This window comes from Singulisphaera sp. GP187, from assembly GCF_900129635.1.
Lineage (GTDB): Bacteria > Planctomycetota > Planctomycetia > Isosphaerales > Isosphaeraceae > Singulisphaera.
The window spans coordinates 1,156,417-1,180,377 of record NZ_FSRB01000002.1 but is presented as its reverse complement, the minus strand read 5'-3'; the positions used below and the strand labels follow the sequence as shown (position 1 = coordinate 1,180,377).

The 23,961-nt window shown below is 63.9% G+C and carries 19 protein-coding genes and 1 pseudogene; 6 read left to right on the top strand and 14 right to left on the bottom strand.

The window, feature by feature from the left end:
* Positions 1 to 196 precede the first annotated feature (196 nt).
* Both prfA and prmC read left to right on the top strand, forming a co-directional pair.
* Positions 197 to 1,264, top strand: a complete 1,068-nt coding sequence (gene prfA / locus BUS42_RS29130) for a peptide chain release factor 1 (protein WP_074312905.1) — start codon at positions 197 to 199, stop codon at positions 1,262 to 1,264.
* 42 nt (positions 1,265 to 1,306) lie between these two features.
* Positions 1,307 to 2,221: a peptide chain release factor N(5)-glutamine methyltransferase gene (gene prmC / locus BUS42_RS29125; RefSeq protein WP_074312903.1), complete on the top strand. Its 915-nt coding sequence runs from the start codon at positions 1,307 to 1,309 to the stop codon at positions 2,219 to 2,221.
* 230 nt (positions 2,222 to 2,451) lie between these two features.
* On the opposite strand, the gene BUS42_RS43875 is transcribed toward prmC, so the two are convergent.
* From BUS42_RS43875 to BUS42_RS29085, 8 genes and pseudogenes are all read right to left on the bottom strand, one after another.
* Complete coding sequence (locus BUS42_RS43875) at positions 2,452 to 3,162, bottom strand: DDE-type integrase/transposase/recombinase (protein ID WP_074304738.1); 711 nt, start codon at positions 3,160 to 3,162, stop codon at positions 2,452 to 2,454.
* Between the two features lie 352 nt (positions 3,163 to 3,514).
* Positions 3,515 to 3,658: pseudogene (locus BUS42_RS46725) on the bottom strand (helix-turn-helix domain-containing protein); the annotation flags it as partial.
* Between the two features lie 283 nt (positions 3,659 to 3,941).
* Positions 3,942 to 4,856 (bottom strand): serine/threonine-protein kinase, encoded by a 915-nt coding sequence (locus BUS42_RS29110; RefSeq protein WP_083670760.1) that lies wholly within the window; start codon positions 4,854 to 4,856, stop codon positions 3,942 to 3,944.
* Positions 4,857 to 5,212: 356 nt separating this feature from the next.
* Positions 5,213 to 6,826, bottom strand: coding sequence for a hypothetical protein (locus BUS42_RS29105; RefSeq protein WP_074312899.1), 1,614 nt, complete (start codon positions 6,824 to 6,826; stop codon positions 5,213 to 5,215).
* Positions 6,816 to 7,436: a fused DSP-PTPase phosphatase/NAD kinase-like protein gene (locus BUS42_RS29100; RefSeq protein ID WP_074312897.1), complete on the bottom strand. Its 621-nt coding sequence runs from the start codon at positions 7,434 to 7,436 to the stop codon at positions 6,816 to 6,818. The genes BUS42_RS29105 and BUS42_RS29100 overlap by 11 nt, the downstream gene beginning before the upstream one ends.
* Before the next feature lie 313 nt (positions 7,437 to 7,749).
* On the bottom strand, positions 7,750 to 8,754 hold the full coding sequence (locus tag BUS42_RS29095) for a vWA domain-containing protein (protein WP_074312895.1): 1,005 nt from the start codon (positions 8,752 to 8,754) through the stop codon (positions 7,750 to 7,752).
* Positions 8,755 to 8,974: 220 nt separating this feature from the next.
* A complete protein-coding gene (locus BUS42_RS46170; RefSeq protein ID WP_083670757.1) occupies positions 8,975 to 9,409 on the bottom strand; it encodes an RNA recognition motif domain-containing protein in 435 nt (144 codons plus the stop codon).
* Positions 9,410 to 9,563: 154 nt separating this feature from the next.
* Positions 9,564 to 10,781: a dolichyl-phosphate-mannose-protein mannosyltransferase gene (locus BUS42_RS29085; RefSeq protein WP_254053860.1), complete on the bottom strand. Its 1,218-nt coding sequence runs from the start codon at positions 10,779 to 10,781 to the stop codon at positions 9,564 to 9,566.
* Positions 10,782 to 11,058: 277 nt separating this feature from the next.
* On the opposite strand from BUS42_RS29085, the gene BUS42_RS29080 reads away from it, so the two are divergent.
* Positions 11,059 to 12,060 (top strand): hydroxyacid dehydrogenase, encoded by a 1,002-nt coding sequence (locus BUS42_RS29080; RefSeq protein ID WP_074312890.1) that lies wholly within the window; start codon positions 11,059 to 11,061, stop codon positions 12,058 to 12,060.
* A 25-nt stretch (positions 12,061 to 12,085) separates the two neighbouring features.
* Here the strand turns inward: BUS42_RS29080 and BUS42_RS29075 are convergent, their stop codons facing one another.
* Entirely contained in the window at positions 12,086 to 14,260 is a 2,175-nt protein-coding gene (locus BUS42_RS29075; RefSeq protein ID WP_074312889.1) for a protein-disulfide reductase DsbD family protein, read from the bottom strand.
* A gap of 574 nt (positions 14,261 to 14,834) precedes the next feature.
* Between BUS42_RS29075 and BUS42_RS29070 the strand changes: the two genes are divergently transcribed.
* The gene (locus BUS42_RS29070; RefSeq protein ID WP_074312888.1) at positions 14,835 to 17,477 is read left to right on the top strand and encodes a proton/sodium-translocating pyrophosphatase; all 2,643 of its coding nucleotides are present in this window, start codon (positions 14,835 to 14,837) and stop codon (positions 17,475 to 17,477) included.
* 221 nt (positions 17,478 to 17,698) lie between these two features.
* On the opposite strand, the gene BUS42_RS29065 is transcribed toward BUS42_RS29070, so the two are convergent.
* The 4 genes from BUS42_RS29065 to BUS42_RS29050 form a co-directional block, all read right to left on the bottom strand.
* Positions 17,699 to 18,139, bottom strand: a complete 441-nt coding sequence (locus BUS42_RS29065) for a hypothetical protein (protein WP_074312886.1) — start codon at positions 18,137 to 18,139, stop codon at positions 17,699 to 17,701.
* Between the two features lie 31 nt (positions 18,140 to 18,170).
* Positions 18,171 to 19,133, bottom strand: a complete 963-nt coding sequence (locus BUS42_RS29060; RefSeq protein WP_074312884.1) for a DUF1559 domain-containing protein — start codon at positions 19,131 to 19,133, stop codon at positions 18,171 to 18,173.
* A 110-nt stretch (positions 19,134 to 19,243) separates the two neighbouring features.
* Positions 19,244 to 21,001 carry a LamG-like jellyroll fold domain-containing protein gene (locus BUS42_RS29055; RefSeq protein ID WP_074312882.1) on the bottom strand — a complete coding sequence of 586 codons (1,758 nt, stop codon included), beginning with the start codon at positions 20,999 to 21,001 and terminating at the stop codon, positions 19,244 to 19,246.
* Between the two features lie 11 nt (positions 21,002 to 21,012).
* The gene (locus tag BUS42_RS29050) at positions 21,013 to 21,552 is read right to left on the bottom strand and encodes a sigma-70 family RNA polymerase sigma factor (protein WP_074312880.1); all 540 of its coding nucleotides are present in this window, start codon (positions 21,550 to 21,552) and stop codon (positions 21,013 to 21,015) included.
* Positions 21,553 to 21,581: 29 nt separating this feature from the next.
* Here BUS42_RS29050 and BUS42_RS29045 point away from each other — a divergent pair, with 29 nt between their 5' ends.
* Complete coding sequence (locus tag BUS42_RS29045) at positions 21,582 to 21,839, top strand: hypothetical protein (RefSeq protein WP_143206558.1); 258 nt, start codon at positions 21,582 to 21,584, stop codon at positions 21,837 to 21,839.
* 53 nt (positions 21,840 to 21,892) lie between these two features.
* On the top strand, positions 21,893 to 22,513 hold the full coding sequence (locus BUS42_RS29040) for a phosphoesterase (protein WP_074312876.1): 621 nt from the start codon (positions 21,893 to 21,895) through the stop codon (positions 22,511 to 22,513).
* Between the two features lie 144 nt (positions 22,514 to 22,657).
* Here BUS42_RS29040 and BUS42_RS29035 read toward each other — a convergent pair whose 3' ends face one another.
* Complete coding sequence (locus BUS42_RS29035; RefSeq protein ID WP_074312874.1) at positions 22,658 to 23,845, bottom strand: alpha/beta fold hydrolase; 1,188 nt, start codon at positions 23,843 to 23,845, stop codon at positions 22,658 to 22,660.
* Between the last annotated feature and the right edge of the window lie 116 nt (positions 23,846 to 23,961).

Sequence of the window (23,961 nt, the reverse complement as noted above, 5' to 3'; positions counted from 1 at the left end):
CGCAGTTGCTGCCTCGTCGGGCCGTCGGTCGTTGATTGAACCGGCTCTTCCCGTCCGTGGTCCCACGGCGCGGAGCCGGGTTAAATCACGTCGGGTTTTGATGGACGGGCCTTTCTTCTCGACTTCACTTTCGCTTTGACCGAATCGTCCATGGACCGTCGCGGCCGCAAGCCGCTTTGATTCTGCGAGGTCCTGAGTGTTCGACAAGTTGCAGTCCGACTACCTGCGTTTTCTCGAGCTGGAAGCCGCGCTCCTCGATCCCGCGCTGACCTCCGACGTCTCTCGGCTCACGGCGATGGCCAAGGAACGGAGTGCCCTGGCCAAGGTGGCCCTCCCCTACGGCCGTTACCTGGAGCTCGGCAAGCAGATCAGCGAGGCGGAGGCGCTCTGCGCGGCTGAACCCGACTTCGAGATGCGTGCCTATGCCGAGGCCGAGCTCGAGTCGCTGCGGACCCGGCATAACGAGCAAGGGGAAACCCTCCGCGACCTGATCTACGACAAGCAGGCAGGCGTTGACCGCCCCGGCCTGATCGTCGAGATTCGCGCGGGCGCCGGGGGGGACGAAGCGGCCCTGTTCGCGCGCGACTTGCGGGAGATGTACCAGCGATTCGCCGACCAGATGCACTGGACCTTCGAACCGTTGGATATGGTGACCACCGAGCTCGGCGGCTATCGCGAAGTCTCCTTCAGCATCTCGGGGGAGGGGGCGTTCCGCTACCTCCAGTTCGAGAGCGGCGGGCATCGCGTGCAGCGGGTCCCCGTCACCGAGACGCAGGGACGGATTCATACCTCGGCGGCGACCGTGGCAATCTTGCCCGAGCCCGAGGAAGTCGAGATCGTGATCCGGACCGAAGACCTCAATATCGACGTGATGCGCGCGGGGGGGCCGGGCGGTCAGCACCAGAACAAGACCGAGAGTGGGGTTCGGATCACGCACCTGCCGAGCGGCATCGTCGTGAACTGCCGCGACGAGCGGAGCCAGCACAAGAATAAAGCGAAGGCCATGCGAATCCTTCGGAGCCGACTCTACGACCAGGTCGAGGAGAAGGCACGATCCGAACGCGCCGAGGCGAGGCGGACCTTGATCGGCTCGGGAGATCGGTCGCAACGGATCCGGACCTACAACTTCCCCCAGAATCGCGTGACCGACCACCGCATCGGCCTGACCATGCACAATCTCGACCGCGTGATGCAAGGCGACCTCGCCCCGCTGACCACGGCCCTGATCGACCATGACCGCCGCGAGCAGCTCGGCGAGGTATAACTCACGATGCCCAGAGACACGGATGCGTCGCGGACTCGTTCCATGCCAAATGCCCCAGAGCCTGTGCCGGCACAGGCGGCCGCTCCCGACTCGAGCGAGAGCTGGACGGTCGGTCGACTCCTGACCTGGACCACCGACTTCCTGAAACGGAAGGGGGCCGAGAGTCCTCGACTCGACGCCGAGGTGCTTCTCGCCAAGGTCCTGACCTGGGAACGGGTCAAGCTCTACACCGACTTTGAAAAAATCATCGGCGAGCAGCCGCGCGCCGAGTTCCGCGACCTCGTCCGCCGCCGCGCCGAGGGGATGCCGGTGGCCTACCTGGTCGGCCGCAAGGAATTCTACTCGCTGGCGATGGCCGTCTCTCCCGCCGTGCTGATTCCCCGGCCCGACTCCGAGTTCGTGGTCGTGGAGTTCCTCAATCTGACCAAACCGCTCGAAGCGCCTCGGGCCGTCGACGTCGGCACCGGCTCGGGCTGCCTCGCCCTCGCTTGCGTCCATCAGCACAAGACAGCGCGGTTCGTGGCCATCGACCTCAGCCCCGAGGCGCTCGCCGTCGCCGAGTCGAACGCCAAGAAGCTCGGCCTCACCGATCGCATCGAGTTCCGCCAAGGTGATCGCCTGGGACCGGTCGCCGGGGACGCACCGTTCGACGTCATCCTGTCGAACCCTCCCTACATCCCGACCGACGTGATCCCGACCCTCGAGCCGGGAGTGCGCCTCTACGAACCGCATACCGCGCTCGACGGCGGAGCGGACGGCCTCCGGGTCGTGGCCCCCTTGATCGCCGAAGCGGTTTGCCTTCTGAAACCGGGCGGGCACCTGATCCTGGAAATCGGCTCGGACCAGGAAAAGGCGGTGCGCGACCTGATCGCCGCTCAACCCGAGTTCACCCTCGCCCCCACCATTCGCGACCACGCCAACCACCCACGCGTGGTGCGGGCCACCCGCCGGGCTTGATCGGAGGCCAGCGAGGTCCTTTGCCACCCCACCTCCCTCCCACTCGGCGGGAGGTGAGGTCGTACGGGTCTTTGTTCCTCACTCCGCTCAGAGTCTGTCCCGGAAGGCGAATCCCACCGAAGCTTTTGGGTCTTCTCCGGGTGCCATGCGGTTCCATACTTGTCACGCGACAGTAAGTTAGGCCGCGCAATCGCGACACGAAGTTTGTCCGCAACCTGTTCGTTTGACACCTACTTGTTCGTCACCGCTAATCCCATGATCCGCTCGCGACTAATCTCGGACGCCACTTGCCGGCTCAACTGTCGCCCCTCGGTGTCCGCGATTACCCACTCACAAGCCAAGGGGTCAAAATTCACATAAACATGCTTATTTTTGTCGAGAATTCCGATGTAAAGATTTCTATTGTATACGGAAATGTATCCAGTTGCTCCTGCCCATCGTCGACCTGTGGAGTTGGCCAGGTGCCTATTGACCGATTCCAGACTCCAGTTGTCCCGCTCCCACGCCGGTGTAAATTCGCGACCGGAGCTCGCCAACTCGGGGTACGCTTCCAATCGGCTCCGGCCCTTCACGCTGGGATACTCGCCACGCTGAATGTCGTCCATAATCTTCAGGCGTTCCCGCAACTCTTCCGGGGTCGCGCAGGCCTGCGGTTCCGCCCACCGCTTGGCCGTCCCTTGGGACCGCTCAACCACCCCATTGTCCTGGGGGGTTGCCGGAGGGTTGTAGTCGATACCGACCTCTATCCCGGCCAGCCACAGTCCGAGGTCCGTCGGCAGGTCGCCCCGCGCCGAACCCCACGGCGTCCCATTGTCGACCCGGATCCGATCGGGTCGGCTCCAGCGGGCGAAGGCCAGGCGGAGTTGATCCTGGGTCGACGCGGGCGAGACCTGGTTCCAGCGGGCCGGGGGGGAAAACCTCGGTCCAAAGGACTGCGCCACTGCACTCGTCAACGATTCTTAACCAGCAAACTCGCTGCCCGGTCTGGAGCGGAACGAGTTCGGCGGCGTCCATCTGCCAGACCTCATGAGGCCTGGCAGCCCGTAGAGTATCGCTCGAGGGCCGCCGTCCCGGCGGGGCGGGCGCGAGGTCGGCTCGGAGGAGCCACCGTTGAAGAGTCCGAGTGGCGGGGAGCGGTCCGTCGAGACCGTTGCGACGTAACATCACGCGGATCAACCCCGCCCCCCAGGTTGGGTGCTCGCGGCGAAGCTCCAGCACGGCTTGTACAAGGGTCTCGATGGGCTTAGGTGTCGCGACTCCACAACGGTCGTAGGACGTGGCCAGCGGATCGGCGTTCTCGGAACGGAAACGTTGAAACAACCGCCGAACGGTGCGTAAGGAGAGGCCCAAATCCTTGGCGATGGTCCGAACATCCTGTCCATCCTGGAAGCGATTCCAGATGGTTTGACGAATGGGAAGGGGGACGTGGCGTGGCATGAGCCGTTCTCCACGGACGACGGGCGAAAGAACGAGTCTCTACTGTAAAGCCATACCGATTCGCGGACAAACTTCGTGTCGCGATTGCGCGGCCTAACTTACTGTCGCGATTGCGCGGACAAACTTCGTGTCGCGATTGCGCGGCCTAACTTACTGTCGCGTGACATACTCGGAACCCATGCGGGAATGCCTTGGCCTGGGGGCACGGGTTCCGAGTACGGAACCGCGTGGCACCCAAACACCCCTGATTGCCCGGTTCAGACTGACCTTCTGAGACAGACTCTCAGACCGGGGCTCCGACCGCGATCGAGCGGAAGGCATCGGCGAGGTTGGCCATCGACGGCCAGCGATCCGCTTTTCGGCGGGCGATCAGCTTGCGGATCAGGTCGGTCAGCTCGGACGGAAGCCGAGGGTTGGCGATCGCCGGGTCGAGCGGCTCGGTATTGATCCGTTGCAGGAGCATCGCCATCGAGTTGTTGTGGCCAGCGTCGTACGGGAGCCGATCGGTCAGCAGCTCGAAGGCCAGGGCACCGAACGAGAAGATATCGAGACGCTCGTCGGTTGCCTCGCGGCGGATCAGCTCGGGGGCCATGTATTGCAGCGTGCCGGTCCGGTTGCCCGGCCGATTGAACAAGGCCGTATTCGGGACCGCCAGTCCGAAATCGATCAGCTTCACCCGCTGGTCACGGTCGACCAGAAAGTTCTGCGGGCCGATGTCATGGTGGATGAAGCCGTGGGCGTGAACCGCGGCCAAGCCTTCGGCGGCCTGGGCGAGCAGTTCGAGCTTCTCCCCAAGGTTGGTCGAGTGCAACTCCCGCACGAACTTGAGGCTGACTCCCTCGATGAACTCCATCGCGAGGAAGTGCTCGCCCTTGGTCGACTGGCCGTAGTCGTAGGTCTTGACCACGTGGGGATGGATCACCTGGCTGCTGATCTCCCCTTCAGGCGGCCGCGTCGCCTTCGCCGAACGAGCCGCGGCGGCCTCGTTCTTCTCGGGGATCTGGATCTTCAAACAGACGACCCGACCGGTCTGATTATCCACCGCGCGATGGACCCGCGACATGCTCCCTTGCCCGGTCAGCGCGACCAGGGTGAATCGACGCTGAAGGTTCACCCGGGCTCGGCGCGTGGCTCCCCCCGACTGAGCCGCCCCGCTTGGCTTCAACGACCCGAACATATCTTTCAATTTACCAAGCATCGTGGTGAACCCTCTCTGTGATCTCTAAGTCAGCCCCTCACGGAACGATTCGGGTCGCCTTTATCTCTGATTTTCAATTCTCCGCAGGCCTTCCGGCAAGGCGAGAATCACGGGTCACCTTTACGAATTCGCTTGCATGATATCACGCCGTGCGTGCCATGCACCACAACCATACGGCGCAATCCGCGTCTGGTGACTTCGTTCTTCGCTTTCCTCAAAAAAAAGAGGAGATTCCGCCATGTTGCGGAATCTCCTCAAGCAAAAGGTCGGCCGGAAGCCGCCAATCCCACTCGTTTTCCAAGCCGAGGGATTCAAGCCGCCCAGGACCCCGATTTGCTACATTGGCTGCAAATCTTCTATTTCACCGGACTTTGGCGGGCGATTCGCCAGGAGAATTCCCCGGCGGTTCGGGCCAGGACCCGGGTGCCGCCGTACTCGTCCTGGAACGAGGCGACCTTCACCAAGGCAGGGGCATCGGCCGGCCAGTTCTCGAACTCGGAATCGAGCAAGAGGACGTGGTTCGTGGGCTTGTCCTTCAGAAACGTCAGGAGCTTCGGAGAGGCGAGTTGCCTGACCGGTCGACCGATCGAGAACGCGAGGTCGGGCGACCAGGCGTGGGTGATGTAGACAGGCCAATTCGGGGGAATCCACTGGCCGATGGCCCGGCCCCAGGGGCCTTGGCTCCGGCGGTAATTCCATTCAGGGGCGTAATAGCCCATGTGGGCGAACTTGAGGCAGACGGTCACCAGGGCCACCATGATGAGTGCGCGACGCGGGTCGGACAGAGTGACCGCTTTGTAGCAGAGCCCCGCGACCGGCACGGCGAGAACGATCAAGAGGATCGCTAGCCCCCGATAATAAGAAACAGCGCTCCCGAGGTAGATCCCCCCCACCACGATCGGGACGATCCAGAGCAGGGCGATCGTGACCGCGAGCCCCAAGGCGCGGCGGTGCGTGACCGCGGAAACCGTTCCGCTCCAGAACCGGTCGCAGCAGGCGGCGGCGACCACGGCGAGGCCGGCCAGGGCCGGCAGACCGGCGGCCAAGGCCAGGCCCGGCACCACGGTCCCCGCCAACACGCAGGCGCCTGCCACTTGCAGCCAGCCCATGATGAGGAGACGTCCCGGCGCCGACCAACCGTCACGGACCGAGCGACTCGCCACCAGCGCCACGAACGGGCTCCAGGGAAGCCCCAGGGCAAAAACCGTAACGGGCAAAAACCAGGCCGTCTTCTGAGTCAAGGGAAGCGCCAGCGCCGCGGCCCAGGCCTCGGTCGACATCACGTTCAAGGCCCAGACCGACCAGGCCACGGCCGCCAGGATGGGCGGAACGAGCAGCCCCACGCTCAGGCCGGTCTCCCGCCTTCCCAGCACGATGGTGGCCAGCCCAATCAAGGCGAGCGGCGGCCAGCCTCCGCACAGGAAGGCCAACGCCGCCCAGAGCCCGGCCACCCAGCCGGAACCGCGGCCCAGGATCCGGTCGAGGGTCGCCACAATCGCCAGACCCGAGATCAAGGCGAGCCCGGTCCCCGCCGATCGGTCCATCAAGGCGACCGAGCCCGACCAGCACAACATCGTCAGGATCGCCGCGCGCATCCCCAACGTCGCCATCACGCGTCGGGTGAGGATCAGGCCCGCCAAGAGTCCCGCGATCGCCGCCGGCCAGCGCACCGAGGCGGACGTGATCCGCCCCTCTTCACCCCACCCCCAGAGCTGGCTCGGAACCACCTCGCCCGGCCAGAGGCTCGGCTCCCAGCCGCCAAAGGTGAAACCGAGCGGGCCGAACGGCTCGCCGGCCGCGATCCCGAGCCGCGCCTCGATCGGACCGAGGTCCTGGCGACCTCCGCCAACCAGGATGAACCCGGCCGCCACTGTCAGCACGAGTGCCCAGGCCCAGAGCTCCGTCATCTGTCGCTGCTGAAGGCTCCGCTCATCAGGGGCGGGAACGTCGACGACGGGTTCAACGGACATGGATCGTCTCCTGCTGTGCCTCACCACTACCACTCGGAAGGTTGCGATCCAACGCCACCGCCGGTTGGAAGATCTCCTGACCTGGGCGGTTACGGACCATGCCGAAGACATAACCCGGAAGCCAACCTTCGCGATAGGTCTGCCGCTTCATCTCGGCCACCACATCCTCGACCGTCCAGCCGTCACGCTCGAACCGATAAAGCGCCGTCGCGGCGCCTGTGCGGCAGGTGCCGCGGGCGCAGTGGATCAACACCGGGCGCCGCGCGGGATCGTCGCAGGCCTTGAGGACTTCGCGGAACTGGAACTCCTGGCCCGAGCCGTCTCCCGGCATCGGCAAGTTCATGAAGTCGATGCCCATCCACCGCGCGAGGTCACGCTCGGAATAGACCTCCTTGCCGGGGATCTGGAAGCTGACGACCGTCTTGATCCCGTATCGCTTGACGGCGGCCTGAAGCTGGTCCCCGTTGAGCTGTCCGCTCCGGTAGAGGACGCCCCTCTTGACGACATCGAAGTGATCCCAGACCAAGCGATTGCGCCTGGTCTCGACCGTCAGCCAGACGGCGGCCACCACGATCGAAAGGGCCGCCGCGAAAGCTATCGCAGTGCGCATGGGCTCGCATTCCGCGCAAGGAGAAAGGGGAACGAATCCGAATGAGTCGGGAGGAGCGTCGAAACGCCTTCGTCAATCGCTCGAGCGAAGCCCACTCATTCAGGATAAGGAGAAGGGAAGGCCCTCCCCCGCGCCGGGATGGTAGGGGAGAACCTCAGGGGGGTCAACCCGAATCGAGGCGTTGGAGAACGCGCGCAGGGGATCCCCCAATTTGTCGGGTAGGCACGGCCCACCAGGATTCGCCCCCGAGCAGGGAGAGGCCCCTCATCCTCCGCACGCCAGCTCAAAGCTCAAAGCGTACAAGCGAGGGCATTCATCGCCTGGGAAAGCTGGTGACGTCGAGGTAACGGTAGGAACCTCCCGTCGACGTGGCGAGCTTCTTCAGAGGGCCCGAGCTCCCCACTTCCGGCCCACGTCCGAATTCAATGGCCTGGATCCGAGTCTTGCCGGCCTCGGCGAGGATCTCGACGACATCCGAGTTGGTCATCAAATCGGCGTCGGTCAAGAAGAAGATCACCTCGGGATGACGTTTGAGCGCCTCCCGCAGGGCCACCATGTGATCGGTGCCGCCATCGGGCACGATCGCGTCGAGTTGCGAACGAACTCGGGTCTTATTCACGGGAGTCGCCGCCATCAGACCGCGACGTCCTTGCAGATCCGCCAGGGTCGTGGCGTGGAGGTTGTAGAAGACCACGCCGAAGGTCGCGTCGCTCGGAAGCCGCGCCAGGCTCGCCAGCAGCTCGCGTTTGGCAACGTCGAGTGCGTTCCGGGTCGCCATGCTTCCCGAGCAGTCGATGACATAGGTGAATGAGCCAGCATGCTCGCGGGCGCCGAAGAACTCGGTGCCGGGCCCCACGCCCCGACCCACGCCTCCATTCGATCCCCCGCCCGAACCGCCACCACCACCGATCCCGGTTCCCGGCAAGACCCCGAGGCCCGATGTCTGTGGACCGGGCAAGGCGCGTTGTGCGGCGTCGGTCGGCATGGCCGTCGGCAAAATCTCCGCCAGCAGGGCATCAGCCGCGGGGTCAAGCCCCTCGCCGCGCGGAGTCAAGCCGCTCGCCGCGGGGAGGGCTTCGATCAAGCCCTCGCCGCCCCGTTCGCCCGGGCCGCCTCCCCCGTCCTTGGAAGCACGATTGTCCACCGCGTCGAGCTCGCCGCGTAATGCCCGCGAACGTTCGGGCGCCGCGGGAACGGCCACGCTCAAGGCCGCCAACGACGCCACGACGAGTAGGATCACGTGGAAGAGGAGTGAGCTCCCCAGCGAGCGCGGGTCGGTTAACGGGGAACGCCCGCGTAAATCGTTCCACAGAGACATGAGCGCAACTCCCTGAAATCGGGGAACCCCATGACGGTGATAGGGAAGGAAGCTGGCCCCGGGAAACAACGAAGGCCGACCGAAGCCGGCCGGCCTGTGGGGAAACGCAAATGAGGTAGAGTGGTCAAGACGTCGGCATCAAAGCGGCTCGAATCCCGAAGTAGCGGCGGAGTGAATCGGCTGTCTCAGAACCGCCGCGACGTTGAGTTTCGAGTTCGGATCAATAGCGGCCACGACCGCCGCCGCCACCGCCGTAACCACCACCACCGCCACCGCCGTAACCACCGCCGCCGCCGCCACCGTAGCCGCCACGGCCACCGCCGCCGCCACCGTAGCCACCGCGACCGCCGCCACCACCACCGCTGCCGCCGCCGCCGTAGCCGCCGCGACCGCCACCACCACCGCCGCGATCCTCACGAGGACGCGCTTCGTTGACCGTCAGGTTCCGACCCCGGAAGTCCTGACCGTTCAGGGCGTTGGCCGCTTCGTCAGCGCCATCGGCCATTTCCACGAACCCGAAACCCTTCGAGCGGTTCGTGTCACGATCGATGATGATCTGCGCTGAGAGAACCTCGCCATACTCGCTGAACAATTCCACCAGGTTGTCTTCCGTGGTGTCGTACGTGAGATTGCCGACGTAGAGCTTCTTGGCCACTGTCATACCTCTGCGAAATGAGCGTTCTGGCGAGGCTAGCACCCGAAACGGCTAACTAAAGGGAACCCGCCGAGAGCGGCTGTCATAAGCCTAACGTTTCTTCTCGGTTTGAACAGCTAGAATTCGCGAGGATTTTGAATTTTTTTCCGATCAGTCAATTCACGCTTCGACTCGATGGGATTCCGCGGGGGCGTGATGCCGAAAGAAGGGGGGTTTGCGCCCCGGCCGCAATCAAGGCAATCGCAGGTACGATGGGCGCTCTCATCCTCATGTCGGTCCAGTAGATCGAATGGACCGCCGTCAGGGCAAACACAAAGGCAGGTGCGGCGACCCCGGGCCAGCGCCACAGCCCCCGGCGCGTCAGACCGAGCGCAAACGCCAGCCAGAGCGGGACCGTCCAGATCAAGGTGACACCCCGAACCACCCGGGAATAGACCGCACCGGCGGGAGCAAAGCCCCAAAACCGCTCCAGGCGGGCCGCCGAGGCGCGAACGAAATCGCGCGGACGACTGGCGATGAACCGCAGCGCGATCGCCCGAATCTTCCGGTCGGCCGCGGGTTCCGGCAGCCCCTTGACAGCCCGTAGCGTCGCGTCGAACCAGCCTTTTTGGTTCGCGCCCGACCAGACCGCCCCCGACGGGCCGTCGAGTACCTCGGCGTAATAGACCGGATTGTTCGCCAGGGCCAGGGTCCAGCCGCCGTGAGTCGTCGTCCCGATCGGCTCCCCAAACACCCGAGCGTTCCGCCACGCCCAAGGGGCGAGCAGCACGGCGGTCGCGACCGCCACCAGGCTCGCGCGTCGGAGCCGCTCTCCCACGGTTCCAGGCCCAAAAGCCAATGCGGCAAACACAACCAGGCCGGCCACCGGCAAGAGGCTCGGACGGCAGAGCGCGGCCAGGCCCAAGCCGATCCCGCCCCAAACGGGGCCTCGCGCGTGCCTCGACGCCAGGGCCGCCAAGCTCGCGGCGACCAGAAATGCGGCCAGAGTTTCGGTCATCACCGCACGACTTTGCGCGACCAGAACCGGGTCACAGGCCACGATCGCCGCGGCAATCAGCACCCGGGCCGAGGTCATCTCCCACCGCTTCGCCGCAACCGCCGTCAAAACCACCGTCGCCGCCCCCGCGGCCAGGTGCAGGCCCGCAATCCCCCAGGCGAGCCGATCCTCGCCCAGCGTTGCGAGCAAGACAGATAGGCAGAGGGGGTAAAGGGGCGGACGATAGGCCGTGGGCCGCCCATTCACGGCAAACCCGTCCCCAGCGACCAGCGACCGCGCCAGGATCAGGTAACGATCGGGGTCGTCCAGCGTGCCAAAGGACGGCACGATCACCGCCAGCCGCATCAGGATCGAGATCAGGACGATCGTGAGCACGCCCCAGCATGGAGATCCTTCCGCGGACTCACTCGACGGCAAATTACCCATCAGCGCGTGGTCTTACCGACAGTGTGAAAAGTCATGTCTCGCAACCGCTCTCGCCCGGCTCTTTTTTCGACGTGCGCCCAATCCTATCGCGCGTGGGAACCGTTGTGGTAGTCTGGTCGCCTTGGATCGCGGCGGCCGGTCGCGGCGATCGACGATTCCCAAACGACCTGCGCAATCGCCCCTCCGCGCAGACCCTCCCCAACGAAAAAAAAGGCGAGCCGAACTCATGTCCCAGAGGCCGATCGTTCTGTCCTTGACCAAGATGCACGAAGCCGGGATGAGCGTGCTTCGCGAAGGATCCGAGCTGCGAATGGCCTCGGGCACCGATCCCGAGACGTTGGGACGTGAGATCGTCGGTGTCGACGGCCTGATCATCAGGACCGGGGGCGTTATCGACGCCGCCTTGCTCGACCGGGCCGACCGGCTCCGGGTGGTCGGTCGACACGGGGTCGGCTACGACCAGATCGACATCCCGGCGGCGACCGAGCGCGGAATCCAGGTGGTCTACACGCCGGGCGCGAACACGCAGAGCGTCTGCGAACATGTCTTCGCGATGATGATCGGCCTGTCGAAGCACTTCCCCCAGATGATGACGGCCCTGGCGGCGGGCGATTACCACGCCCGGACCTCGATGATGGGTCGCGACCTGCTCGGCCGCACGATCGGCATCATCGGCTTCGGCCGGATCGGCCGGCGGGTCGGCGAGGTCGCCAAGACGGCCTTCGGAATGCGCGTGCTCTACCACGACATCATCGCCGCCCCCGCCGAAGTGGAAGCCCGAGCCGGGGCGACCCGGGTCAGTCTCGACGAACTGCTCGCCGCCTCGGAATATGTGACGGTCCACACCCCGCTCGACGCGAGTACCCGCCACCTGATCAACCGTGATGTTCTGGCCAAGATGCGCCCCGACGCGATCCTGATCAACGCGGCTCGAGGGCCGATCACCGTCGAAGCCGACGTCGCCGCGGCCCTCGACGCCAAGCGGCTCTGGGGCTATGGGGCCGATGTCTACGAGGTCGAGCCGCCTCCCAAGGATCATCCCTTGATCGGCCGGCCCGACGTCATGCTGACCCCGCACAGCGCCGCCCAGACGGAAGAGGGGCTGAGCAACATGGCGAGCTCGATCGTTGCGGATGTGCTTGGCATTCTCAAGGGCGAGGCGCCGCTCAACCCGGTCAACGATCCCGCCGAAGTGCTGGCGAACCGGCAAAAGCTTGGCAAGGCGTGATCGATCGAAGGTATCCGATCCGGCGTTAGTGCACCGGATCGGCCTGAGCCACCTTGGCCTTGTCCTGATCCTTTGTCTTGGTTAGCGCCCCGTTGAGGAACTTGCCGAACACCAGAGGGTTGTTATATCCGCCAATGGTCTGGATCAATTGGCCATCGGGATTCAGGACGACGTAAAACGGGTTGGTTGTTTCCTTGGTCAAGTCCAGTTGGAGGAGTTGGTTCTTCTCCGCAACGTCCATGCGTTGCTCCACGGTCAGCGAGCTGATCGGGGGTTTGTCGGTAAAGAGTTGCACGGTGACGAATTCGGAGAGCAGGCCCACAATCTGCTTCTTGTTCAACACCGTCTGCTCCATTTTCCGGCAATTTACGCAATTGACCCCGGTGAAGTCGATCAGGACCGGCTTGTTGCTTGCCTTGGCCACCTCAAGGGCCTCGTCGTAACTCATGCCCCAGACAACCCCGTGGACATTCTTCTCCTCGCGTTCGGCCGTCGCGGGATCGGTCGAGACCGCCTTCTTCCTCCCCTCCTCGACGACCGCGCCACCACCAGGGCGATCGAGATCGCCGACGTCGGGGGGAAGGATGCCCACGATCTGGTCCCAGAGCGGGCTCTTTGGTGGATTGCCGAACAGGGCAGGGGCCAGGAAGAGAGCCAAGGCCAGGAAGAGCGAACCGATCAGAAGTCGGCCCGGGCCAATTTTGACCTCTTCGTGGTCATGGTCCGTGCGGAAAAGTCCGAGTAGGTAGAGACCACAGACCGCGGCGATTCCCACCCAGGCCGAAAGGACCAGCGGGGCGTCGAACCAGGCGTCCTCGGGGACCACGCCGAAGCCGATCTCCGCGGAATTGATGAACTTCAAGGCCGCGCCGACTTCGATCAAGCCACCGACCACCTTGACCGAGTTCATCCAGTCACCACTCTTCGGCATCTTCGACACCAGGCCGGGGGCCAGGGCCAACAGGAAGAATGGGAACGCCAGCACCGACGAAAAGGTGGCCAGACCGACGATCGGGTAGAAGAACTCGCCGTTGGCCGCCATCACGATCAGGCCGCCGACGACGGGAAAGGTGCAGGTGAACGAGGTGATCGTGAGAGTGAGGGCCATGAACATGACGCCAATCATCCCTCCTCGACCTTCCCCCTTGGACGACACGTTCAGCAGGAAGTTGGGCAGCCGAACCTCGAACAGGCCGAGCAGGCTCAGTCCGAACGCCAGAAACAGGAACGCCACGAAGGCGTTGAGCCACGGATTATTGGCAAGATTCTGAAGCGCGGTCGCCGAGAAGAAGAACGAGACGAGAACCCCGACCGAGGTAAAGACTCCGATGATCGCCAGGCAGTAGGCGACGGCCAACCCGGTCGTCTTCCCTTTGTTCTTGCTCCCTTGCTTCACGAAGAAATTGACCGTGATCGGAATCATCGGCCAGACGCACGGCATCACCAGGGCAAGCAGCCCCGCCGTCGCCGAAACGAGGATGAGCGAAAGTAACCCCTTCCGAGCCTCGCTGGCCACATCGCCGGTCGGAGCCACGTCGGCGGCGGCCACCGTCGCTTCGCTTGAGGACGGTGGTGGCGTCGGTGCCGTGGCCGCCGCGTTGCTTCCGCCGCCGACTCCGGGCACGACCGTCAAGGTGACGTCGGGAAGCGTCGAGCGGGCCGGAGGCTTACAGCTATTGGCGTCGCAGATCTGAAAGATCGCCTGATTGCGCAGGGTTTTCGGGCCAGGAGCCGTTCCGGGAGGGATCTGGAGCTTGAGACTCCATCGGGCCTCGTTTTCATAGAATTCGAGGATTTCGTTATTGAAGGCCGGCTCCGCTTTCCGGATCGGTTTCTTCGCCGCCGTCCAGTCGCCGACCGGTTTCAGGCCCGCGGGATCAAAGAAGTCGAAGTAGGTATCCCGTGTGACCCCTCCCTCGGGATTCGCCTTGTATTGATAGATGTGCCAGCCGGGAGCGACCTTGGCGGTCACCGTGTAGGTGACGACATCACCCGCCTTGGCTTCGGCCGGTTCAACCGAACCGCTGAGCACCACTTCTTTGGGCTTAATGAACGCATTGCTGTCCTTCCGTTTCGGCTGAGCGTCCACGGCGAACGCGGCCGCAGGAAGCAGCGTGACGAAGACGGTCAAGGCGAACAGCGTCGAGACAGCCAGACCATGCCGGATTTGACCGAGCCGTCCGAAGAAATTCTGACTCATGGCGTTTTGTCCCGTAAAACCCAAGCCCGCGTGCCATTGCGACGGCGCGGTCGACTCCTCTGTCATCCTAATCCGAGCCGACCTCCCGGACAAGGCGACGCGAGGGTCAATCACCGGAGCCAAGCTCCCGGATCGGACGTAAATCGTGAAGCCAGGGGCCGATCCCCGTCGTGCCACGAGGTTCAATTCCCCTGGGACTGCGGGCGTCCCAGGGGGGGGGAGGAGGAGCGAGGCGAGCGCGCCCTCCCGGCCGGCCAGCGACAAACAAGCCAAGTTCGGGAATGGCCAGAAAACTCACGCATTGATGCGTCGATAAAAAATACCGAAATGTGGCGTCCTGGCCTCGCAACGCCTCGGGTCCGGGATGCAAGTCGAGCGGGTTCACGGGTTTCCTGTCTACTCCCTATCCGAGTGCCACCCGGTTTTGTCTAATCCTGTTTATCACCGGTCGGATAGCCGGATTTCCCGAACGAGACCAGAACCGATCCGCAAGTAACGGCGACGTGGCACTTGGCCACCGGCGGCGACCGGACGTCCCCCCTCACAGTGCACCGAGGATGTGGAGGTCTTTCTCATGCGACGATGGCACGGCATCTCGATCGTGGCGATCGTATGGGCCGCCCTGGCGGCTCCTCCCTCGCTCTTCGCGCAGGCACCGGCGCCAGCCGCACCGGCGGCCGGCTCGGGATTCAAATATTTTGCGTTCCAGAATGACCCGCACTACGACTCGGTCGAGCGGGGAGCGCTCTGGGTTGTCCTGGGCGTGGCCGTCGCGGGCTTGCTGTACGCGGGAATGCTGGTCGGACAGGTCCTGGGGGCCGACCAGGGAACCGAGAAAATGCGGTCGGTCGCCCAGGCGATCCGGATGGGGGCGAACGCCTACCTGAGCCAGCAGTTCCGGGCGATCATCCTCCTCGTCTTCATCATCACCGGGATCATGTGGGGCGTCTCGAGCGCGGAGGAGCATGTCGCGATCGGCCGGGCGGCCGCCTTCTTCATGGGGGCCGCCTTCTCCTGGACCGTCGGTTACGTCGGCATGAGCCTGGCGGTCCGCGGCAACCTCCGCGTGGCCGCGGCGGCCCGCACCAGCTACGGCGCCGCGCTCCAGCTCGGCTACCGCACCGGCACGATCACCGGGATGCTGACCGACGGCCTCGGCCTGCTCGGCGGCACCTTGATCTTCATGGCCTACGGCGAGCACGCCTACGAGGTACTGCTCGGGTTCGGCTTCGGCGGCACGCTCCTGGCCCTCTTCATGCGGGTCGGCGGCGGCATCTATACCAAGGCGGCCGACGTCGGGGCCGACCTCGTGGGCAAGGTCGAGGCGAACATCCCCGAGGACGACCCGCGCAACGCCGCCACGATCGCCGACAACGTGGGGGACAACGTCGGCGACTGCGCCGGGATGGCGGCCGACATCTTCGAGAGCTATGAGGTGACGATCGTCGCCGCGATGATCCTGGGCTACGCCAGCTTCGGGCACAAGGGCGTCATCTTCCCGCTCCTGGTCCGGGCGATCGGCGTGGTCGGGTCGATCATCAGCACGTACACCGTCAAGGCAGGTCCGCAGAGCACCAGCGATGAGGCCCTGCACTCGGTCCACCGTGGCTTCGTCCTCGGCTCGATCATCAGCGTCATCGGCTTCTTCTTGCTCGGCTTGGGCTACCTGCACTTCGACGACAAGTACATCAAGGAATATCCGCAAGCCCTGGGCGGTTACCTCGTGACCCCGGAATTCCAGGCCGATCGTAAAAAATTCGAGGATGCCCAGACGCTCGACAAGGCCAAGACCACCGACCAGAAGGCCTCCGCGTTCCGCACCTTCGTCCGCGACTACGACAAGCCGATTCTCTCCGCGAGCCAGCCGTTCTGGTCCAACTTCGGCTACGGCGGGCTCGACATGCGGCCGGCCTGGACCTGCTTTATCGGGATCATCCTGGCGATCGCCCTGAACAAGAGCACGAGCTACTACACGCACACCCACTTCGAGCCCGTGCGGTCGTTGGCCAAGGCATGCACCACCGGCCACGCGACCAACATCATCCAGGGGTTTGCCCTGGGGTATGAGTCGACGGTGGTGGCCGTGGGCGTGATCGCGGTGGCGCTCTTGTGCTCGGTCCTGATCTACACGGGGGCGAGCCCGATTTTCATCGCCTACGGCGTGGCGATGTGCGGGATCGGGATGCTCACCTTGACCGGCAACACGATCAGCATGGACGTCTTCGGCCCGGTGGCCGACAACTCCAACGGCATCGGCGAGATGGGTTACGACCGGGACGAGATGGGTGAGGAAAACTACAAGCGGGCCCGACAAATCCTCGCCGACCTCGACGCGGTGGGCAACACCACCAAGGCCGAGACCAAGGGGATCGCGATCGGCTCGGCGGTCATCGCCGCCGTGAGCCTCTTCGCCAGCTTTATCGCGGTGATCGCGGTCGGCAGCGAGTCGAAGATCGGCGAGATGACCACCGCGCAATATCTGGCCGAGGCGGGCAAGCTCTCGGTCGCCCAACCCTATGTGTTCATCGGCATGCTCATCGGTGGATCCGTCCCGTTCTTGTTCAGCTCGATGCTGATCCGCGCGGTCGGCCGCGCCGCGTTCTTGATCGTCAAGGAGTGCCGGCTCCAGTTCCGCGACCCGGAAATCTGGGCCGGCACCAAGACGCCCGACTACGGCCGGGTCGTCAACATCTGCACGGCCGCGGCGCAGCGTGAACTGATCGGTCCCGGCGTGCTGGCGATCATGATGCCGATCCTGGTCGCCATCTACCTCGGCCCGTACGCTCTCGGCGGCTACCTCGCGGGCATGATCGTGGTCGGCCAGCTCCTGGCCGTGTTCATGGCCAACGCCGGTGGCGCGTGGGACAACGCCAAGAAGTTGATCGAGGACGGCCTCTACGGCGGCAAAGGTTCCGAAGCGCACAAGGCGAGCGTCACCGGCGATACCGTCGGCGACCCGCTCAAAGACACCGCCGGCCCGGCCTTGAACCCGCTCATCAAGGTCATGAACATGGTCGCCCTGCTGTCGATCGGTCCCATCCTGCATGCCACCCAGGGCGGCAAGGGCTGGATCCTCTATCTTCTCGGCCTGTTCGGAATCGCCGCCGTCGCCTGGGCGGTCTGGCGAAGCAAGACCGAATCGAAGGAGTTCCGGGAGATGGAGGCCGAGCTCGGCGGCGAAAAGGCGGACACCAGCCTCGAGAGCGTCAATAGTTGAGCTTCATGAAGTGAGCGGGTGATTCCGAGGGGACGGATCCCTCTCGGAATCGCCCGATCCTATCTACGCAAACAAGCCCGTGAAAGTAAAACACCTGTCCATTTTTTTCGGGCCGATTCCATGGTGGGCCGTGCCCACCATCTTCGGCTTCGCTCCCACCAACCGTCGGAGCGAACCGTATCGGACCCAGCACAGTGCCGACGGGTTCAGAGCAGTCGCGGTTACTTGGAGCGTCCTGGCTTTTCCAGCTTGAAGTCGAACTGGTTTTTGGAGGCGTCGGACGAGATGTTCGCCGTCAGATCCGATTTCACGTTGTACTTTTCCGGGATCGTGTTGACTAGGAGCTCCATGGTCGGTTCGCCATCCCCCATCATGTTGGGAATCGTCTTGCCCGACTTCTTGAGGGCATTGATCTGAACCTTGTAGTTCTTCTCGGCCACTGGGCCGGCCAGCGCGGGGAGGTCATAGCGCCCCGCCTTGATCGGGGCCTGGGCCGGGGTCGCCCCCTCGGGGGAGACGAAGTCGATACTGCCCTCCTCCACGGGCTGACCGTCGTAAGTCACGTCGCCCCAGACCCGCATCGTCTGCGGGCCGGCGGGCTTTGAGCAGCCTTGAAGGGCGACGAGGCAAACAACGAGACATGAGCACACCATTCGTTTCATCTCAAGTGCTCTCGAATGCGGCCGGGTGGGTTCAAAACGCATCGGACGACACAACCTCGCCGGCGTCGATGCTCGCGATCGCCTGCCAGGTGAGAAGGTTGATGCTGTCCTTGACGAACCGGGTCGAGCCATCGGCCATCAGGACATTGACACCGCCGGAGTGATAGCTTCGAGCGGCATAAGCTTGCTGGCACCAATTGACCGTGGTGGTCGTACACGGGGCCTTGAGCTTGGTACTCACGCAGTAATTTGCGGGCCAGACCAAGTCGGGGACGAGCGTGTTGGGCGGGCGGTAGTGGGTGTATTGCACGCCCCAGTCATACCAGGCCGTACCGCGACCATCGTTGGTGTTGGTCGGGCCGTGGATCACCTCGGAGGCGGCGACGGTGTTGGACGAGCCGTCCAGAATGTCCTTGAGGCCACGTGTGATATTGAAGTTGAAGAGCGACTTGCGGGTCGAGGGGTTGACCGCGGTGTTGCACGACTGGTCGTAGGTGAACGGGGCGTTCCTTTCGACCATAAAGCCGTCGGGATTATAGGTGGCCACATAGTTCGACCGCGCCCAGTAAAAATTCCCCCGGTTCATGGTGCCGCCGGTGTCGTCGGGACAGAGGTAAGTATTGATCGCCGCCTGGGTCACCGTCGAATTGGTCGGTCCGTAAGCCGCGCCACCGCTGATGGTGACGTTGATGCTCATGCTGTAGTTGTAGGCGTTGCCGATCGTCCCCAGCTCAAGGTACGGCAGGATGAACGCAGTCCAGAAGGTCCGCGCCCCCTGAAGGTTGAGCGGACACAGTTCACCCGACGGAAACGAGTCGTTGGTCGAATGGTAGTTGTGCATCGCCAGGCCAATCTGCTTGAGATTGTTGATGCACTGGGCTCGGCGCGCCGCCTCGCGTGCGGCCTGCACGGCGGGCAAGAGCAGGGCGATCAAAACCGCAATGATTGCAATGACGACCAGAAGTTCGATCAGCGTGAATCCGCGTCGTCGCATGAGTCACCTCCCGGGATTTCAATGAGAGAGACCGCGGGCGAGCCCGCACAACTCGTACGTGAACGATCAACGAGACCAGTGATCCGTCGGACCGACCTCTGACGGCATCATCAGTCGGCATGGGCCCGCTGAGAGGCCGATCGGAAATGTTGCAGCACCTCCTCCGGTGAGAGTTGATGATCGTAAATGGCGAGCTCGTCGAACCGGCCCACGAATGGCCGGACATCCTTGGGGTCGCCCGTGTCGGGCGACCTTCGTCCCACCACAAGCCGGCAATCCAAGGTCGGTGGCTCGGTGACAATCGGCATCGAGCTTTCCAGCACCCCGTCGAAGAAAAGGTCCATCCGCACCCCGTTCTTCTGGGCCACGACATGGTGCCAGCGGCGCGGGACGTAAACGTCCTGGGAGAAGAGATTGCAACCGACTGTCGTGTCGAGCGGCCAGCGATGCAAAAACCGGATCGAGGCCGGCTTGTTCAATGACTGCCGCTCTCGGGCCGTGAGCTCGACGAGTAACGTATGCACGTAACGCGAGAACTGACCCGGCAAAACGAGTTCCTCGGGCGGCAGGAGCCCGACGAGCGAGGCATGGCTGAAAACGTCGGACAGGAACCAGAACTCGACCGCGTGCCCCGACTTGCCGGCGACCTCCCAGAGTGCGTCGGTTCCCAGAAATTGCTCGGGCGCGCCGGCCTCGAACACAGCGCAGCCATTGCCCTGGCGAGGGTCAGTGAGACGAATCGGCCCAGAGACTCGCAACGGCGGGCGGCCGGCCACCTCGTTGGGGACCAAGTTGTCGGCCAGCGACTCGAACCGCCAGTAACCGCGCGGCCCCGATCGCAGCACCGTCGCGGCGTAGTCTGCGTCGAGGACCAATGACCGCGGGTCCATCTCCGAGGTCGAAACAAACCCTTCCGGCCGGGCGACCGACTCCGCGATCCGGTCACGGTCGGGGTCGAGCTCGAACTCCTTGCTCTTGGCCACAAGCTGGGTCCGCTTGGGCGAGCCCGCCGCGTCCAGCAGCGCCGCCTCGGCCAGGCCCTCGAAAACCATGACCCGAGACTTCCCGTCGGTCTCGACGTTCAAGGCGAACTCAGTCCCCAGGTCGATCACGGCCGACCCGGGCGAGGCCACGACAAACCCTTCGGCTCCCTTGGGAACCCGCGCCCGGAGCCGGCCCCGGCGGCAAAAGACCTTATCCAGGGCGACCAATTCAAAGTCCGCGGGCCCTTCCACCACGAGCACGACCCCGGTCAGCATCGAGAGCGTGAGCCGCCCCGAGCGGAATTGCAAGCGACCGCTCGCCACGAGCTCCCCTTCCGACGGGTGCGGGCCTTCCCGCGGCACCCAGAGCACGTCGTCAAGCTTGACGACCATGGCGAGCCCAATCGCGGTGGTCAGCGCACTCAGGCCACCGCCTGGAGGTTTTTCATGACCTCCCGCCACCGTCGTCCGAGGCGGATTCCGAGGCTCGGGCGTCTCGGCCTTCGGCCTCCGGAGGGCCAGTAGTCCACCCGCCACGATGGCCGCAACACACGCCACGGCCGCAATCGTCCGGGAGAGCCAGGGCCGGCCCGCACTCTTCCGAGAATCGCGCGCCCGCAAGCGGCGTTCAAACTCGCCCGCGAACTCGTCGTCTCCGCATTCGCCGTTGAGCCGGAGCTTGAGCGACTCGAGGAAGGCGAGGTCGTCGGGAACCGCACATTGCCGAAGCAGGTCATCGACCGTCAACAGCCGAATGACTTCCTGGGCAAATTCCTGGTCGTCACGCATCGCCGCGGCCAGTACCTCCCCGTCGCTCGGCTCGGGATCGCCATCAAGAAAACGAGCCAACACATCGTCAAGCGATTTTCGGTCGGATTCTGTCATGACAGTTCGATCTAAGCGAGGGGGGTTCCCGTGCGACGCTCCATGCACGCCAACAACACGCGGCGCAACCGCAACAGTGTCTGCCGGATCTGGTTCGACGGCAGGCCCAGGCGGCTACCAATCGCCCCCGGGCTCAGGTCTTCGAAGTAACGTTGCTGCAAAAGCTCACGGCTCCGCTTCGGGAGACCGGACACACACTCGCGCAACCGGACGATTTCCTCCTCGCGTTCTTGGAGCTCACCCGGATTGAGCGACTCGCCATGGAGTTCCAGGAGGATATCCGTGGCATGGTCGGACAGGATGATGTCACGGCGCATTTCTTTGCGCCGTTCGTTCGCAATCAACCGCCGCGCGATCTGCCGGACCCAACCTCCGAAATCACCGGCCCGGTCGAACTCGTCCACCCGCCTCAGAGCGATGAGCAAAGCCTCCTGCGCAAGGTCGTCGACCCACTCGGCACGGACCCCGAGGGAACGAACATACGCGCGCAGACGCACCTGATTCTTCTGAACCTGTTCAAGAAACCACTCATTTGAATTTTGGGATGGCACTCGCGTGGATCATCCTCAAGAGGCCAAGGATGACGCTTCCCTATAAAAAGGATGTCGCCACCCGACCGTCCGTTACCACTAAAAACAGTCATTCGCCGATCATTTTGCTGAACGCAAAAACATTCATGGATCCTATGACCCAATCAGCCAAGCGGGCCGACAATCTCGCACGGAAGCTCATTCCGATCCGCCTGCGAAACCCGCACTATCACCCCTGTCAAAAAAAAGCAATCTCGCTCGGAGTGAGCGTTGCGGGAGAGGTGCCCTCACGGCCGATAATGGAATGAGCGCACCGCTGCGTTCCGAATCCATCGTTTCTGTGTCCGCGAGGCCAATCATCGTGAGCCACCCTCACCCCGCCCGTGTTCTTGTTGTTCCGAGCGCCGAGCTGGACCGCCTGGGACGATTCCAGGGATTCTCCGCCGAGGCCGATCGCTATCTTCATGCGTTGCTCGTCCCCGAGCTGGCGCGGTTCTTGCCCCGATCCGAAGTCGAGGACGACCCAAGCTTCAAGCAGATCATCCCCTACGTCGTGTTTCGCTGTGACGACGCCGTCTTTAGTTACACCCGAGGCAAGTCTCAGGGCGAAGCACGACTCCATCGCCTCAAGTCGATCGGGGTCGGGGGCCACGTCGACGAGTCGGATGCGGACGGTCGCGCCACGTTCGACGCCTACGAGATGGCGATGCGTCGCGAGATCGACGAGGAGATTGCCCTCGGCAGCGCTGGTGAAATCCGCCTGGTCGGCCTGATCAACGACGACTCAACGCCGGTCGGCCAGGTTCATCTCGGGGTCGTCCACGTCTACGACCTCAAGACGGCCGATATCGTGCCCCGCGAGGAAGGACTCGCCGAGGCTGAGTTCATCCTCGTGTCCGACCTCATTCGTCAACGCGACCAGTTCGAGACCTGGTCGCAAATCTGCATCGAGGCGTTCTTGACCGGCAACCCAACGCCGTAGCGCCCAACGTTTCCATCCGCTCGCCGCCCGCACGCTTTCGCTCGCCTGAACGGCGAGCGGGGAGCGTAAGCTCCCTGTCTTCAGGCGTAAACGTGAGCCAAGAAGCCCAAGATTTCGCTCGCCTGAAAGATCACGCCGTCCCGATCAATTTTGAGGAGTTGCCAGCACCGGCTGTGGCTGCTGCGGCGTGGCCAATGCCGGGCCTGGCTGACGGCGATCAAGCCAGTCGATCATTGGCGGGAAGATTTCTTTGGACGCGTTGCGGCTCCAGACGAGGTCGCAATGGCCGTAATCGGCGACATGACCATCGCCGCGTCCGAATCGCATCAACGACTTGTCGAGGCTTCCCAGGGCAGCCAGGGTCAGCTTGGTCGAGGCAACGTCGGACATGGTGTCAGCCTCGCCGGCCACGAGCAGCGTGGGCGTGCGGATCTCTCCCAGCCGCGCGGCGTAGTCGATCTTGCGGTCGGCCGAGAGGAAGTGGCCGTGCTCGAGGTAGGGGTCGAGCTGTTTGAGTGCCGAACGCCCTGGATCTTCCAGAGTGTAGCCGTAGAACCCGCGGACGGTCTGTTTGTCGACGACCGACGAGGTGTAGTAGAACTGGTCGATCTTATCGAGACCGGGGGGCTGGAAGAACATCAAGGGACGCCCGAGCCGCCCGGTGCTGACGACCGAGGTCAGCTTTCGCAAGCCTCGGTTCGCTTGCAGCATGCTCTTCTGCGGGTATTCCGCCAGGATGATCGTGCTTCCCATGCCGACGAAGTTCGCAATCCGGCCGGCGTCGGGGCTGAGCTCAAGAAATGAGAACAGCAGCATGCCTCCGAGACTGTGTCCAACCCAGTTGACCCGTTCCTGGCCGGTCTCTTTTTTGACATAGTCGAGGATCGCCGGGACATCGTAGAGCGCCATCTCGTCGACGTTCCAGGTGCCGTCGCCCCATTCCAGGAGCAGCGTCTGGCGCAACGCCGCGTTGATCTTTCCGATCCGGCCCACCCGCGCACTCTCACCCGATCCTCGGTTGTCATAGAGGAAGACCTCGTAGCCGCGCGCAGCGAGTTGCTCGGGGAGATGGGAATTCGTGAGGGTCCAGAACGTGGCGTTGAGCCCCAGGCCGTGGCAGAGGACGATCGGCAGCTTGCCCGGGTCGGGCTGAGCCGGTCGGATGTGGCGCACGCCGAGCATCCAGCCGTCCTTGGTGTAGGCGAATCCGTCCGTGCAGGGGCGCAGGTCAGGCGTCGACACGTGGCGACGCATGCTCGCGCAACCCGGCATGAAGGCCAAGCCGATGACACAAAGACCCAGGATCCGCAAGACCTGCCGGCCATCGCGCATATAGTCAGGGAATCCTTCCCGAACAAAACAACGAGGCAACACTTCCTGGTCGCCCCCGATACTTCTTGGGATTTTCGTCGATGGGGCCGTTCGCCTTCACCGCGAAAAGTCCCAAG